Here is a 15,751-nt window from a genome sequence, read left to right as displayed (position 1 = left end):
CAACGGGCAATGGTGCCCACAAGGCAAATCTTCTTAATCGGGAAAATACATGTTCAGGAAAACAGTCTTAGTGAATGCGCTGTCGATTGCCTTCGGCACGGCGGCCTTGACCGCCGCAGTGGTGCAGCCGGTGATGGCGCAGTCGAACGCCTCGGGTAACATCTTCGGCCAGGTCGAATCGCCGTCGGGCGCCTCGATCGTGGTCGAGAACAAGCAAACCGGCTTGAAGCGGACGGCGTTGCCGGAGGCGGGCGGCCGCTACCAGGTCACGGCGCTGCCGGTGGGCCGCTACACGGTCCAGCTGGTGCGCGACGGTAACGTGGTCGGCAGCAATGAAGTCGAGGTGCAAATCGGCCAGGGCGTCAACGCTTCCTTCACCGGCGCCGTGCAGGCGGTGCAGGTGACGGGCCGCCGCAGCCGCATCGACATTTCCAACACCAACAGCGGCGTATCGTTTACCGCCAGCGAGCTGGCCAAGCTGCCGATCACGCCGTCGGTGGCGTCGATCATCCAGCTGGCGCCCAACACCACGCGCGGCGACTCGCGCTACGGCGACGGCAACGCGCCGAGCTTCGGCGGTTCGGCGGCGTCGGAAAACGCCTTCTATATCAACGGCTTCCCGGTCACCAACGTGCTGTTCCAGGTCGGCACCTCCGAACTGCCGTTCGGCGCCATCGGCGGCGCGCAAATCCTCACCGGCGGCTTCGGCGCCGAATTCGGGCGCTCGACCGGCGGCGTCGTCAACATCTCGACCAAGAGCGGCACCAACACCTGGGAAGCGGGCGGCAGCGTCAGCATCGAGCCGAACTCGCTGCGCTCGACCGAGAAGAGCATCTATTACGGCAACAACGGTTTGCCGACCGATGGCAAGCTGTACCGCTACAACCAGGACAACACCCGCGACAGCACCATCGCCAACGTGTACGTCAGCGGCCCGATCATCAAGGACACCTTGTTCTTGTACGCCAATATCGAGCGCACCAAGACCGACATCGACAATACCCGCGCCAATGCCGACAGCACGGCCCTGAACACCGGCTGGGAAGAGCGCCGCGACACCATCAACCGTGGCCTGGTCAAGATCGACTGGAACATCAACGACAACCACCGCCTGGAAGGCACCTACATCAACGACGATCCGAAGTCGGACCGCAAGTACTACCGTTTCGACTACGCCAACCAGACGCACGGCCCCGACCAGACCGGCGGCGCGCACTATGAAAGCTACGGCCCGACGCCGGTGGCCGCCAAGGTCGGCGCCGAGATCAAGATCCTCAACTACACCGGCAACCTGTCCGACGACGTGACCCTGACGGCCATGGTCGGCAAGAGCCTGACCGAGCACGTGTACGACCCTGTCGGTTACAACCCGACCCTGTTCCAGGTGACGGCGCCGGCCATCGCGCGCATCCCCGGCTTCAGCTACAACAGTCCGCAGACGACCACCGGCAACATCCTGGCTCCCGGCGCGTTCGACGAGCAAAAGGTGATGAACCTGAACCTGCAGTACAAGGTGGGTGACCACACCATCCGCGTCGGCGCCGACCAGAACAAGATCAGCTCGAAGGCCGGCAACAGCCGCGCCGGCGGCGGCACCTGGGTGTATGGCTTCGCCACCAATCCGAACTCGCCGATCAACTCGGCCATCCCGGCGCCGTCCACCAACGGCGGCTTCGGCAGCCAGGGCTACTATGTCAGCCGCGTGTTGTCGTCGGGCGTGTCGACGCCATCGGTCGACCAGGACGCGCAATACATCGAGGACACCTGGCAAGCGACGTCCAAGCTCATCATCAAGGCCGGGCTGCGCAACGAGCAGTTCACCAACTACAACGGCGACGGCCAGCCTTACGTGTCGATGCGCCACCAGCTGGCGCCACGCTTCGGCGCCACCTGGGACGCGTTCGGCGATTCGTCGCTCAAGGTGTTCGCCAACGCCGGCCGCTACCATCTGCAAATGCCGACCAACGTCGCCGTGCGCGCGGCGGGCGCCTCGCTCAACACGTCCGAATATTTCACCTATTCCGGCATCGACCCGGCCACCGGCGCGCCGACCGGCCTGCGGCCGCTGGGCGCGCTGTACTCGGCCAACAACGAGTTTGGCCAGTCGAAGGATCCGCGCGGCGTCGCCGCCCAGAACATGGACTCGCTGTACCAGGACGAACTGATCCTTGGCTTCGAGCGCGCCTATTCGCCCAGCCTGAACTTCGGCGCCAAGGTCACCTACCGCAAGCTGAAATCGACCATCGACGACTTCTGCGACCAGCGCCCGTTCGACAAGTACGCGGCCGACAACGGCATCGAGAACAACTTCGTGTTCAACTGTGCGCTGTTCAACCCGGGCAAGGACAACGACTTCCTGGTCGATTACGCCGGCGACGGTTCCAAGCTGACGCCGGTGCACCTGACGGCGGCCGAGCTGGGCTATCCGGAGGTCAAGCGCAGCTACGTGGCGCTGGACCTGTTCGCCGAGCATCCGCTGCGCAACGGCTGGTACGGCAAGATCAACTACACCTTGTCGCGCAACAGCGGCAACACCGAAGGCCAGACCCGTTCCGATTCGGGCCAGGCCGACGTGTCGACCACGGCGGTGTTCGATTATCCGGAACTGACCCTGAACTCGGACGGCCTGCTGCCGAACGACCGCAAGCACCAGATCAAGGCCTACGGCTTCTATCAGTTCACCGACCAGTTCATGGTCGGCGGCAACCTGCTGGTGGCGTCCGGCCGTCCGAAGAACTGCATCGGCAATTTGCCGCAGTCCTACTATGACGCCGGCAACGACGCCACCGGTTACGGTTCGGAGTTCTTCTTCTGTAACAACCAGGCGGCGCCGCGCGGCAGCCGCGGCCGCATGCCGTGGGACGCGCGCCTGGACCTGAACGTGGCCTACACGCCGACGTTCCTGAAGGGATTGGTCCTGCGGGCCGACGTCTTCAACGTGTTCGACCGCCGCGCCGCCCAGAACCAGACCGAGTCGTACAACACCGGCCTGGGCCAGAACGCCCTGTACGGCAACGTGATCAGCTACACCGCGCCGCGCTCGGTCAAGCTGACCGCCGAGTACAGCTACAAGTTCTAAACGTCTGCTTGTGTGTTTAATAATGCCGTCCGGTTTCGACCGGGCGGCATTTGTCGTTTTGGGCGTTGCAAATCCGCCAATTTTAGGCCGCAGGGGTGGGCTCTGGTAGAATACTGCGTTCAGCAGCACGGCAGTTGGCAGCTCCAGGATTCCAAACCTCCCGCACTTACTTACACCATGAACACTACGCTCCCGCACACCCAAATGGCTAACGCGATCCGCGCGCTGGCAATGGACGCCGTCCAGAAGGCCAATTCCGGCCACCCAGGCATGCCGATGGGCATGGCCGAGATCGCCGTTGCGCTGTGGAGTGGCCATTACAGCCACAACCCGGCCAACCCGAAATGGGCGAACCGCGACCGCTTCCTGTTGTCGAACGGCCACGGCTCGATGCTGCACTACGCGCTGCTGCACCTCTCCGGCTATGCGGTCACGATGGACGACATCAAGTCGTTCCGCCAGATGCATTCGAAAACCCCGGGCCACCCGGAAGTGGACGTCACGCCTGGTGTGGAAACGACCACCGGCCCGCTGGGCCAGGGACTGGCCAACGCGGTCGGCATGGCGCTGTCCGAATACCTGCTGGCCAGCGAATTCAACAAGCCGGGCCTGGATGTCGTCGACCATTACACCTACGCCTTCGTCGGCGACGGCTGCCTGATGGAAGGCATCTCCCACGAGGTGTGCGCGCTGGCCGGCACCCTGGGCCTGAACAAGCTGATCGCGCTGTACGACGACAACGGCATCTCCATCGACGGCAAGGTCGAAGGCTGGTTCACCGACGATACCCCGGGCCGCTTCGAAGCCTACGGCTGGAACGTCATCCGCGCCGTCGACGGCCATGACGTGGGCGCCGTGTCGGCCGCGATCGCCGCCGCCAAGAGCTCGGACAAGCCGACCCTGATCTGCTGCAAGACCATCATCGGCAAGGGTTCGCCGAACCTGCAGGGCGGCGACAAGGTCCACGGCGCCGCGCTGGGCGACAAGGAAATCGCCGCCGTGCGCGAACACCTGGTCTGGACGTCGGTGCCGTTCGAGATCCCGGCCGAGCTGTACACGGCGTGGGACGCGAAAGCGGCCGGCGCCAAGGTCGAGTCCGAATGGAACGCGAAGTTCGCCGAATACACCGCCCAGTTCCCGGCCGAAGCGGCCGAACTGACCCGCCGCATGAACGGCGAACTGCCGGCCGCCTTCGACGGCGCGCTGGCCGCCGCCATCGCCTCGTGCGTGGAAAAGAAGGAAAACATCGCCACCCGCAAGGCCAGCCAGAACGCCATCCAGGCGCTGGCGCCGGTGCTGCCGGAATTCCTGGGCGGCTCGGCCGACCTGACCAGCTCGAACCTGACCAACTGGAAGGAATCGATCGCCGTCCGTTCGGGCAAGCCGGGCAACCACGTCAACTACGGCGTGCGCGAATTCGGCATGAGCGCGATCATGAACGGCATCACCCTGCACGGCGGTTTCATCCCGTTCGGCGCGACCTTCCTGACGTTCTCCGACTACAGCCGCAACGCGCTGCGCATGGCCGCGCTGATGAAGCTGCGTTCGATCTTCGTGTTCACTCACGATTCGATCGGCCTGGGCGAAGACGGCCCGACCCACCAGTCGGTCGAGCACATCTCGTCGATGCGCCTGATCCCGAACCTGGACAACTGGCGTCCGTGCGACACCGTCGAATCGGCGGTGGCGTGGGGCGAGGCGGTCAAGCGCAAGAACGGTCCGTCGACCCTGATCTTCTCGCGCCAGAACCTGCCGTACCAGGAGCGCACCGCCGAGCAGATCGCCGACGTCGCCCGTGGCGGCTACGTGCTGAGCGAAGCGGCCGACGCCAAAGTGACCCTGATCGCCACCGGTTCGGAAGTCGAGCTGGCCGTGGCCGCCGCCTCCGCGCTCAAGGCCGAGGGCATCGTCGCGCGCGTGGTGTCGATGCCGTCGACCGACGTGTTCGACCGCCAGGACGCCGCCTATAAAGCGGCCGTGTTGACCAAAGGCATACCGCGTGTGGCGATCGAAGCCGGCGTGACCGATTTCTGGTACAAATATGTCGGCCTGGAAGGCGCAGTGGTCGGCATCGACACCTTCGGCGAGTCGGCCCCGGCCGGCGTGCTGTTCAAGCATTTCGGCTTCACGGTGGAAAACGTCGTGGCGAAAGTCAAACTGGTCATTGCATAATCTATAATTGCAGACCGGACTACCTTATTTTTTTAATCAGGAGCAGAGTATGACGATCAAAGTTGCAATCAACGGCTACGGCCGTATCGGCCGCAATGTATTGCGCGCTTTCTACGAAGGTGGCAAGAAGCAAGACATCCAGATCGTGGCGATCAACGACCTGGGCGACGCCAAGTCGAACGCCCACCTGACCCGCTACGACACCGCCCACGGCAAGTTCCCTGGCACGGTGGAAGTCGACGGCGACAACATGATCGTCAACGGCGACGTGATCCGCGTGTTCGCGCAGCGCAATCCGGCTGAAATCCCATGGGGCGACCTGGGCGTGGACGTGGTGCTCGAGTGCACCGGCTTCTTCACCACCAAAGAAAAGGCTTCGGCTCACTTGAAGGGCGGCGCCAAGAAAGTCATCATCTCGGCACCGGGCGGCAAGGACGTCGACGCCACCATCGTGTACGGCGTCAACCAGAACGTGCTGAAGTCGACCGACACCGTCATCTCGAACGCTTCGTGCACCACCAACTGCCTGGCCCCGCTGGTCAAGCCGCTCAACGACGCCATCGGCCTGGAAACCGGCCTGATGACCACCGTCCACGCCTACACCAACGACCAGGTGCTGTCGGACGTGATGCACGAAGACCTGCGCCGCGCCCGTTCGGCCACGATGAGCATGATCCCGACCAAGACCGGCGCCGCCGCCGCGGTCGGCCTGGTGCTGCCTGAGCTGAACGGCAAGCTGGACGGCTTCGCGATCCGCGTGCCGACCATCAACGTTTCGCTGGTCGACCTGTCGTTCATCGCCAAGCGCGACACGACCGTCGAAGAAGTCAACGCGCTGATGAAGGCCGCCTCCGAAGGCGCCCTCAAGGAAGTGCTGACCTATCAGACCGAACCGCTGGTCTCGATCGACTTCAACCACAACCCGGCGTCGTCGAACTTCGACTCGACCCTGACCAAAGTGTCGGGGCGCCTGGTGAAGGTATCGTCGTGGTACGACAACGAGTGGGGCTTCTCGAACCGCATGCTCGACACCACCGTGGCGCTGATGACCGCGAAGTAATCGGTCTCGGCCAGTCATGAAAAAGCCCTCCCGGCGCGCGCCGGGAGGGCTTTTGTTTTGTGGCGGCGGTTAGTGCATCAGTAGAACTTGTACTCCGCCGTCAGGCGCACCGAGCGGCGGCTGACGTCCTGGTTGTCCTGCGGGATCACGCCACCGGCCGCGTTAAACGAACGCAAATCGATCGGCGGGCGGTTGTTGGTGAGGTTGCGCACGAACAGCGACACCGTCAGGTTCCTGACGCCGGTGTAGCTGAGGTTCCAGTCGAGGCGTTTGTAGGCCTTGATCTGGCACTCGTCGGCGCTCCATTTGCGCGCGGCGCAGCCGGCCAGCGTGTAGGTCTCGTCGAAGTAGTCGTCGTTGAGCGCGGTCTTGCTCTGGTAGACCAGGCGCAGACTGTTGCTGAAGTCGCCGGTCTTCAACGCGGCGTTGAAGTTGGCCGAGGTTTTCGAGTAGCCATAGCGGCCCGCCAGGTTGTCGCCGTAGTTGTTCAGCGCCGAGCTGAAATACTTCAGGTCCAGCAGGTAGGTCGCGTTGGCGGCCAGGTCGAGGCGGCCGATGCCGGTGTTGAAACGGGTGTTGGCCGACAGGTCGACACCGCTGGTCTTGGTGCGGGCGACGTTCAGGAACGACCCCGTGGTCGAGACCAGGCGGCCGGCGGTCACGCCGTATTGGGCTTGCTCGGCGGCGGTGAAGGTCTTGTCGGCCGACAGCGGCTCGCGGTTGACCACGCCGGCGGGCTGGTCGGCTTCCGACGCCAGCAGCTCGTCGGTGCTCTTGTTGCCGATCTCGTCCTTGCGCTCGATCTTCCAGTAGTCCAGCGAAAGGTTGGTGCCGTTGAACGGTTCGAGCACGAAGCCGACCGTGCCCATGTGGGTCGTTTCCGGTTTCAGGTTCGGGTTGTTGCGCACGATGCTGGGCACGCCAGCCGCGCACTCGTTGCCTTCGACGGTGTCGGCGCGGGCCAGCAGCAGCGCCTTGTTCGGATCGCTGGCCGGCAGCGCGGCCGACTGGTTGCGCAGGTCGCCGCCGAGCGCCTGGGCCTTGCCGCAGCGCTTGGGATCCGCTAGGCTGGGACTGAAGGCGAACTTGCTCGATTGCGCGCTTTCGGTCAGGTTGGGCGCGCGGAAGCCCGATTCGGCCGTGCCGCGCAACATCAGGGTCGGCGTGGCCTTCCACGTCGCCGCCAGCTTGGGCGAGGCGTGCGCCTTGAAGCCGGGGAATTTGTCGACCCGTGCCGCGCCGGTGATGTCGATGGTCGACGTCACCGGCAGGTTGATCTCGGTGAACGCCGCCTCGGTGGTGCGCGAGGCGTCGGCGGTGGCCACGCCGTAGCCGACGATGTCGCCTGCCAGCAGGTTGGCGGTGGGGGAGATCTTGAAGCTCTCGCGCCGCACTTCGACGCCGGCGGCCATGCCGATGGCGCGCTCGCCGATCTTGCCGACCTCGCCGCTGATCTTGGCGTCGGCGAAGTATTGGGTGATCTTGCCGTCGTAGCCCTGGGCCGGGAACATGGTGTTGAGCACCGCCGGCGTGTTGACCTGGCCGATCTTGTAGCCGTGGTTGAAGAAATTCGGATCGAGCACGCTGCCGGTGTCCGGATCGAAGTTGTTGTAGTCGCCCACTTCCTGCTTGAAGCCGCTGTCGCTGAGCGAGCCGTAGGTGCGGTCCTTGGTCTTGCTGCCCATGACGCCGGCCGCCGTTTCCCAGTCGTAGCTGTTCCACGTGCCCTTCAGGCCGCCCAGCACGCGGTACTGGTCGCTGTCGGTCTCGCGATAGGCGGGCGCGTCGGCCCAGCGGTAGCGGAACTCCACGTCCTCGCCGGTGGTGTTGAGCGGATGGGTCGCGGGCAGGTACTGATAGATGAAGCTCCTGCCGTTGCCGGTGGCCGGATCGCCCCAGATGGCGTTGGCGGTGGTCGAACCGTAGGTGCCGAAGGCGTTGGTGTAGCGGGTCTTGGTGTGCGAGTACAGCGCCTCGGCGAAGGCTTCGGTGCCGCCGCCCAGGTTCAGTTTGCCCGACAGCAGGCCGTTGACGCGGTCCGACTTCGGCACCGCCTCGAAGCGGCCGAAGCGGTCGTACACGCACAGGCCGGCGCTGTTGACGGTGGCGCAACCGGGCACGGCGCCCTGGCCGATCAGGTTGCCCGGGTAGGAGAAGGTCGACGGCGCGCCGCGGTTGCCGAACATCAGGCCGCTATTCGGCGCGACTGCCGAGAATTTGTCGCCGTAGGCCGGATTGATGTCGTCGACCACATCGCGCCAGATCACCTCGCCGCGCTTGAACACCTCGATGTTGGCCAGCACATTGAACTTGTCCTTGTTGTAATCGCCGAAGCCGGCGGTGAGGCTGGCGGTCTTGGTGTTGAACTGCTGGTTCTTGAGCGACTGGTCGTAGCTGGCGCGCGCCTGCACGCCCTGGAAGTCGGAGCGGGTGATGATGTTGATGACGCCGGCGACGGCGTCGGAGCCGTAGATCGACGAGCCGCCGTTGCGCAGCACTTCGATGCGCTCGATGGCGTCCAGCGGCAGCGAATCGAGGTTGGTGAACACTTCGTTGTAGTCGGCCAGCGCGTACGGGGCGACGCGGCGCGAGTTCAGCAGCACCAGGGTGGACTGCTTGCCCAGGTTGCGCAGCGAGACGGCCGAGGCGCCGCCGGCGAAGGAATTGGAGCCGCCGATGTCCGACAGCGCGCCGTTCGAGGCGGTCAGCGTTTCAAGCGCCTCCTTGACCGAGTTCACGCCGAGGCGGGCGATTTCCTCGCGGCGCATGATCTGCACCGGGGTCGAGGTTTCGGTATCGATGCGTTTCAGGTTGGAACCGGTGATGATGACTTTTTCCAGGGACTTCGCGTCACCATCCTGGGCCAGTACGACGTTGGAAGAGGCCAGTGTCAGCGCAACCGCGACGACACCCGCTTTCAATGCTATTTTTGCCATTCAAACTCCCGAGAATTATACTGTTCGGCTTGATTGCCGTATTTTCGCTGCCGAAGGCGTCCCTTCGGCTCATTTAGTATAGTTGTCGGAATTCCCAAAATTTTCAGTGCTGAACTAAAATACAACACTTTCTTCCTTACCGATGCGTAATGTTCGGAGGGGTATGGACGTAAAAAAGCCTTCCCGGCGCGAACCGGGAAGGCTGGGTCTGAATGACTGTGACGGCGGTTACAACGTCACGCGCAGGCCCAGGTAGTAACGGCGGCCGATCGGATCGTAGGTCGAAGCGTCGGTCTCGGTGCCGGTGGTGCTGCCCGGCAGGCCGCTGATGATTGGCGGCGCCTTGGCGTCGAAGGCGTTGTTGATGCCCAGGTACAGCTGGATCGACTTTTTCAGGTCATAGGTGAACTGGAAGTCGTTGTAGGTGCGCGAACCGACGCCCACCGAACCCGGGGCGATTTCCAGGCTCTTGAGGAACTGGTCGTCCAGCGCCACCGGGCCGTTGTAGGTCGCCGTCCAGGTCGCGCCCAGATTGCCCCACTTGTAGGCTGCGTTGAACACGGCCTTGTTGCGCGGCGCGTTGATCTGGGTCGACGTGACCTCGCCGACGTCGTCGTTGCGGTCCGCATCCGGCGTGGCCTTGTTCCACAGTTCGCGCAGGCGGGTGTACGACAGTTGCGTGCTCAGACGGCCCGGACCGACCTTGTCCGCCCAGGAGACCGTCATGTCGACGCCCTCGGTGCCCAGGCCGCCGCTGTTGGTGACGGCGGTGTCGCTCAGGTCGATCGAGCCGGCGCTGAGGTTGCCCACACGTGCCGGACGGCGCGTGATGAATTTGCAGAACGCTGGGTTGCCCTGGTTATAGCACTGGGACAGCGCGTACTGACGTTCGGTCGCCACGATGGCGTCGGCGATCTTGATCTTGAAGTAGTCGGCGGTGAACGTGAACTTGCTCAGCACCGGGATCGAGCGCGGCGTGAAGACCAGGCCGATGGTGCTCGAACGGCCTTTTTCCGCCTTCAGGTTGGGATTGCCGCTGTTGTAGCCGCTGATGCCTTGCTCGTCGGCCTGGGTCAGCGTGAAGACGCCGCCGTTGGCCGCGATATTGGCGGCCACACCCGGCGCCGCCAGGCAGTTGATCGCCAGCGCCGAGGTTTGGCCCGCCATCACGCCCGTGCAGGGATCGACCAGTCCGCTCGGGAAGTCTTGCGACGGCGCCTGGTACAGCTCGTTGATGTTGGGCGCGCGGGTCGACAGGGCGCGGGTGCCGCGCAGTTTCAGGTCGGAGGTGACGGCCCATTCGGCGCCGGCGTTCCAGCTGTTGGTGCTGCCGACGGTCGAGTAGTCGCCATGGCGGAACGTGGCCAGCAGGCTCAGTTCCTTGGCGAACGGCACGTCCTTGAGCACTGGAATGCGCGTTTCGGCGAACGCTTCGCGCACATTGTACTTGCCGAAGGTTGGCGGAATCGCGTTGCCGGCGTTCTGGCCGGTCTGCGTCAGCGGATCGGGCACCGAGCTCGACTCTTCGCTGCGCCATTCGAAGCCGGCCGCGAAGCCGATCTTACCGGCCGGCAGTTGGAACAAATCGCCGCTGATCGTGCCGCCCGCCAGTTTCTGCGTGACCGCCGTTTGCAGCGAGCCTGGCGCGGTGACGTACTTCAGCGCCGCCGGCGAGATCGTATTGAAGCCGAAAATGTTGATCGGCACGCAGCCTTCGGCCACCGCGTTGGCGTCGGCGCACACCGGCGCGCCGCCGTTGGCGCCGGGAATGGCCTGCAGCGCGTTGCGCAGGTTCGGGACGTTGACCTGGCCGGCCGAGTTTTGCGATTCCTTGGTCTTGCCGTAGCTGACGTAGGTTTCGTAGTTCCATTCTTTGATCGCGCCCTTGACACCGGTCGCGAGGCGGAAGGTGTCGCGGTCGACGCTCGACTGGCGCGGGCCGAATTCGGACAGGCGGCGCGTGAAGAAGTAGTCGGGGATGCCGTCGCCGTCGGTGTCGCTGATGCGGTCGTACAAGTACTGCGGCACCAGCGGATTTTTCACCAGCACGCCATTGACCATCGCGCCGGCCGGCGCCTGGCCGTTGGATTTGTAGACGTCGTCCGAGCCCAGCGGGAAGGACTCGATATTGGTCGATACCTTGGTTGCCGCGTAGGTGCCTTCGAAGAAGGCGCTGTGGTTTTCGCTCAGGGCGCGGGTGCCGTTCAGCGCGAACAAGTAGCGCTCGGTCGGCACGGCGATGGCGCGCAGCGCCGAGCGGTTGTAGCCGGTGGCGCCGACGCCGTTGACGCCGTTGGTGCTCCACGGGATCACGTTGCCGTTGGCGTCGTAGGTGAAGTCTTCTTCGTCGCCGTAGAAGTGGCCCTGCGGCGCGTAGCCGGAGAAGTTCGGTTTCCTTGGCACGAACGCCAGGTCGCCACGGCCCTTGGAGATCGACGAGGTCTGGTCGATGGCCGAGGCGGCGCGGTTGCGCGAGTACACGGCGCCTTGCTTCGAGTAGCCGAAGTGGCCCATCAGGTTGCTGGCGCCGTCGGCGCTGGTGGTGCCGAAGGTCAGCGACAGTTTGCGCTTGCTGTCGTCGCCTTCGCGGCTTTCACCGGTCTGGGCGTCGATCAGCAAACCCTCGAAGTTTTTCTTCAGGATGATGTTGACCACGCCGGCCACCGCGTCCGAACCGTAGGTCGCCGACGCGCCGCCGGTGAGTAGCTCGACGCGCTCGATGAAGTCGGTCGGGATGGTGTTCAGGTCGACCGCGGTCTCGCCGGGCACGCCGGAGACGAAACGGCGCCCGTTGACCAGCACCAGGGTGCGGTCATCGCCCAGATTGCGCAGGTTGACGGTGGAGACGCCGCCGCCCGAGGTCAGGAAGTTGGAGTTGGTACGGCTCAGCGAAGGCGTACCCATGGTCGGGTTCTTTTGCAGTAATTCCTGCAGGTTGACGGCGCCGGAGGCGGCGATGTCGGCCGAGCTGAGAATCTGCAACGGGGACGGCGAATCGGCGTTCGGCGACGAGATGCGCGAACCGGTGATTTGCACTTTCTGGATCGGCTCCGATGCGGCTTCTTGTGCATGGGCGGCTTGCATGCCTAACGCCAGACCGGTGACGCAGATCATGCGCACCGAACGGGATAGTGTTGTCTCTTTCATCATTTGCAACTCCCTGAGTATTTTGTATGGTCTATGCCAATTGTCGAAACAATATTTTTTCGACCAGCCACTGTACTCAGTCGTTGTTGTCGCTGTAAACACAAACAGACAATAGAATCAAAAAACCAACAATATCATTATGATAGTGACGCCGCACCGTTGTGGTGCGGCCACAAACCGCGCATGACGGTTGACTTTGGCAAACATCTTTACAGCGACACGCGCAATCCCACATAGAAACGGCGGCCGATGGCGTCGTAGGTCGAGGCATCGGTTTCGGTGCCGGTCTGGTTGCCGGGCAGGCCGCTGATGATGGGCGGCGGGTTGGCGTTGAACAGGTTGTCGATGCCCAAATAGAGCTGCACCGACTTGCGCACGTCATAGGTGAACTGGACATCGTTATAGGTGCGCGAGCCGACGCCCACCGTGCCCGGGGCGATGCTCAGGCTTTTGAGGAACTGGTCGTCCAGCGACACCGGTCCGGTGTGGGTGGTGGTCCAGCTGGCGCCGTACGGTCCCCATTTGTAGGCCAGGTTCAGGGTGGCGCGGTTGCGCGGGGCGTTGACATTGTCGGCCGTGACCTCGGCCACCTCGTGGTTTTTGTCGGCGTCCGGCGTCGCCTGTTGCCACAATTTGCGCAGCCAGGTGTGGGCCAGGCGCGCGCTCAAGTTGCCCGGCCCGACCCGGCCGGCCCACGATGCGGTCAGGTCGATGCCCTCGGTGCCGAAGCCGCCGCTATTGGTGGCGGCGATGTCGCTGTAGCGGATCGAACCGGCGCTGAGGTTGCCCACGGCGGCGGGGCGGCGCGTGATGAAGGAGCAGAAGTCCGGGTTGTTCTGGTTGTAGCACTGGTCCAGCGCGTACTGGCGGTTGGTGAAGACGATGGCGTCGGCGATGTCGATCTTGAAGTAATCCAGCGTGAACACCGCCCGGCTGAGCAGTGGGATCGAGCGCGGCGTGACCACCAGGCCGACCGTGGTCGAACGGCCGGTTTCGGCGTCCAGGTTGGGATTGCCCCGGTTGTAGCCGCTGATACCCTGCTGGTCGGCCTGGTTTAACGTGAAGATGCCGCCATTTGCCGCTATGTTGGCGGCAACTCCGGGCGCGTTGCGGCAATTGACGGCCAGCGGGCTGGCGTCGCTGGCGGACACGCCCTGGCACGGATCGACCAATCCGGTGGGGAAGTCCTGGCTGGGCGCCTGGTACAGCTCGTTGATGTTGGGCGCCCGGGTCGATTGCGCGCGCGTGGCCCTGATCTTGATGTCGGGCGTCACCGTCCATTCGAGGCCGGCGTTCCAGCTATTGGTGGCGCCGACGGTCGAATAGTCGCCGTGGCGGAAGGTCGCCAGCGCGCTCAGCTGGCGCACCCAGGGGCGTTCCTTGAGCAAGGGCACGCGGGTTTCGACAAACACCTCGCGCACGGTGAACTGGCCGAAAGTGGGCGGCGTGGCGTTGCCGGCGTTGAGGCCGGACTGGGTCAGCGGATCGGGAATGGCGCTCGATTCCTCCGAACGCCATTCGAAGCCGGCGGCGATGCCGATGCGGCCGGCGGGCAGGCCCGGCACCTCGCCGGTGGCCGAAGCGCCGACCAGCCGCTGCGTGATCGTCGTCAGCAGCGAGCCCGGCGCGGTCACATAGCGAAGCGCGTCCGGGGTGATGCTGTTGTAGCCGAACAGGTTGATCGGCACGCAACCCTCCTGGCGGGCGTTGACGTCGCGGCAGACGGGCGTGCCGTCGACGTCGGGAATCGCCTCGAGCGCGTTGCGCAGGTTCATGACGTTGACCTGTCCGGTGGAGCTTTGCGCTTCCTTGGTCTTGCCGTAGGTTAGATAAGCCTCGTAATTCCAGTCGCGCACGGTCCCCTTGAGTCCGGTGGACAGGCGGAAGGTGTCGCGCTCGACGTCGGACTGGCGCGGGCCGAATTCCGACAAGCGGCGGGTGAAGAAGTAGTCGGGCACGCCGTCGCCGTCGGTGTCGCTGATGCGGTCGTACAAATACCGCGGCACCAAGGGATTGCGGACCAGCGCGCCGTTGATCAGCGAGGCGGCAGGGACCTGGCCGCCGGGTTTATAGACATTGTCCGATCCCAGCGCGAACGGTTCGATGTTGCTGTTGACGCTGGTCGAGGCGTAGGTGCCCTCGAAAAACGCGCTGTGGTCGGGATTGAAGGCCCAATTGCCGTTGGTGGCGAACAGGTAGCGCTCGATCGGCACGGCAATCAGGCGGTATTCGGAACGGTTGTAACCGGTGGCGCCGACACCGGTGCCGGGGGCGCCGTTCTGGTTCCAGGGAATAATATTGTTATTTGCGTCATAGGTAAAATCCTCGGTGTCGCCGAAGAAACGGCCTTGCGGCGCGTAGCCGGAAAAGTTCGGCCGGCGCGCCACGAACGCCAGATCGGGACGCCCCTGGGCGATCGACGAGAACTGATCGACGGCCGAGCGCTCGCGGTCGCGCGAGAAGACCTCGCCCTGTTTGGAGTAGCCGAAATGGCCCATCAGGTTGCTCGCGCCATCGGCGCTGGTGATACCGAAAGTCAATCCCAGTTTCTTTCTGTAGTCGTCGCCTTCCTCGCTCTGGCCCACTAGCGAGTCGAGCAGCACGCCGTTGAAATTTTTCTTCAAGATAATATTTACCACCCCGGCCACGGCATCGGACCCGTAGGTGGCGGACGCGCCTCCCGTTAATAACTCGACCCGCTCGATAAAGTCCGTTGGAATAGTGTTGAGGTCGACAGCGCTATCGCCGGGAACGCCGGAAACAAACCGGCGTCCATTAACCAATACCAATGTTCGTGAATCGCCGAGATTCCGCAAATTAATCGTAGTGACACCAGCGCTCGATGTCAGGAAATTGGAATTGGTTCTGCTGACGGAGGGCGTACCCATGGTCGGGTTTTTTTGAAGTAATTCCTGAAGATTGGTGGCGCCGGAGGCCGCGATATCGGCCGAGCTTAATATTTGCAATGGCGACGGCGATTCAGCGGCGGGCGAGGCGATACGGGAGCCGGTAATCAGCACTTTCTGCATCGGTTCAGCAGATTCCTGAGCATCGGCGATGGTAGCGGCGAACAGCAAACCGCTGGCGCAGATCATGCGGACCGAACGGGCGAGCAATCTTTCTCTTGTCATTATCCGACTCCTTTTGATTATTAATGGAATGTCTAAGGGGATGTCTCCATTAAATAGACAGAAGAGGCGGGCGAAGAGTTCCCCCCCTGCGCAAGCTCGTTTTTGGCTTTTACATGCCAATTTCAAGCATGATTTGCGGCGGGAATGCGCTTTCGAACAAAAAACGGACGAAAAAAAGCCGGGACGCATCCCGGCGGTGGCCAATCGGGGCGGGCCTGCCCGTGGT

The 15,751-nt window shown here is 63.6% G+C and carries 6 protein-coding genes; 3 read left to right on the top strand and 3 right to left on the bottom strand.

Going from position 1 to position 15,751, the window contains the following annotated elements; genetic code table 11:
- Positions 1–49 precede the first annotated feature (49 nt).
- From NHH88_27220 to gap, 3 genes are all read left to right on the top strand, one after another.
- On the top strand, positions 50–3,079 hold the full coding sequence (locus tag NHH88_27220; protein USX13308.1) for a carboxypeptidase regulatory-like domain-containing protein: 3,030 nt from the start codon (positions 50–52) through the stop codon (positions 3,077–3,079).
- 204 nt (positions 3,080–3,283) lie between these two features.
- Positions 3,284–5,251: a transketolase gene (gene tkt / locus NHH88_27215; protein ID USX13307.1), complete on the top strand. Its 1,968-nt coding sequence runs from the start codon at positions 3,284–3,286 to the stop codon at positions 5,249–5,251.
- Positions 5,252–5,300: 49 nt separating this feature from the next.
- Entirely contained in the window at positions 5,301–6,311 is a 1,011-nt protein-coding gene (gap, locus tag NHH88_27210; protein ID USX13306.1) for a type I glyceraldehyde-3-phosphate dehydrogenase, read from the top strand.
- A gap of 77 nt (positions 6,312–6,388) precedes the next feature.
- Here gap and NHH88_27205 read toward each other — a convergent pair whose 3' ends face one another.
- The 3 genes from NHH88_27205 to NHH88_27195 all read right to left on the bottom strand — a co-directional run bounded on the left by NHH88_27205 (position 6,389) and on the right by NHH88_27195 (position 15,423).
- Entirely contained in the window at positions 6,389–9,247 is a 2,859-nt protein-coding gene (locus NHH88_27205; protein ID USX13305.1) for a TonB-dependent receptor, read from the bottom strand.
- A 228-nt stretch (positions 9,248–9,475) separates the two neighbouring features.
- Positions 9,476–12,397 (bottom strand): TonB-dependent receptor, encoded by a 2,922-nt coding sequence (locus NHH88_27200; protein ID USX13304.1) that lies wholly within the window; start codon positions 12,395–12,397, stop codon positions 9,476–9,478.
- A 206-nt stretch (positions 12,398–12,603) separates the two neighbouring features.
- The gene (locus NHH88_27195; protein USX17449.1) at positions 12,604–15,423 is read right to left on the bottom strand and encodes a TonB-dependent receptor; all 2,820 of its coding nucleotides are present in this window, start codon (positions 15,421–15,423) and stop codon (positions 12,604–12,606) included.
- Between the last annotated feature and the right edge of the window lie 328 nt (positions 15,424–15,751).

It is taken from the genome of Oxalobacteraceae bacterium OTU3CAMAD1 (assembly GCA_024123915.1).
Classification (GTDB): Bacteria; Pseudomonadota; Gammaproteobacteria; order Burkholderiales; family Burkholderiaceae_D; genus Rugamonas.
Note: the sequence above shows the minus strand (reverse complement) of the source record. Positions and strands in the feature narration are given on the sequence as shown.

Excerpts from the sequence above, each read along its gene's own strand:
- NHH88_27220 (USX13308.1), top strand. The coding sequence starts at position 50 with ATGTTCAGGAAAACAGTCTTAGTGAATGCGCTGTCGATTGCCTTCGGC.
- tkt (USX13307.1), top strand. The coding sequence starts at position 3,284 with ATGGCTAACGCGATCCGCGCGCTGGCAATGGACGCCGTCCAGAAGGCC.
- gap (USX13306.1), top strand. The coding sequence starts at position 5,301 with ATGACGATCAAAGTTGCAATCAACGGCTACGGCCGTATCGGCCGCAAT.
- NHH88_27205 (USX13305.1), bottom strand. The coding sequence starts at position 9,247 with ATGGCAAAAATAGCATTGAAAGCGGGTGTCGTCGCGGTTGCGCTGACA.
- NHH88_27200 (USX13304.1), bottom strand. The coding sequence starts at position 12,397 with ATGATGAAAGAGACAACACTATCCCGTTCGGTGCGCATGATCTGCGTC.
- NHH88_27195 (USX17449.1), bottom strand. The coding sequence starts at position 15,423 with ATGCAGAAAGTGCTGATTACCGGCTCCCGTATCGCCTCGCCCGCCGCT.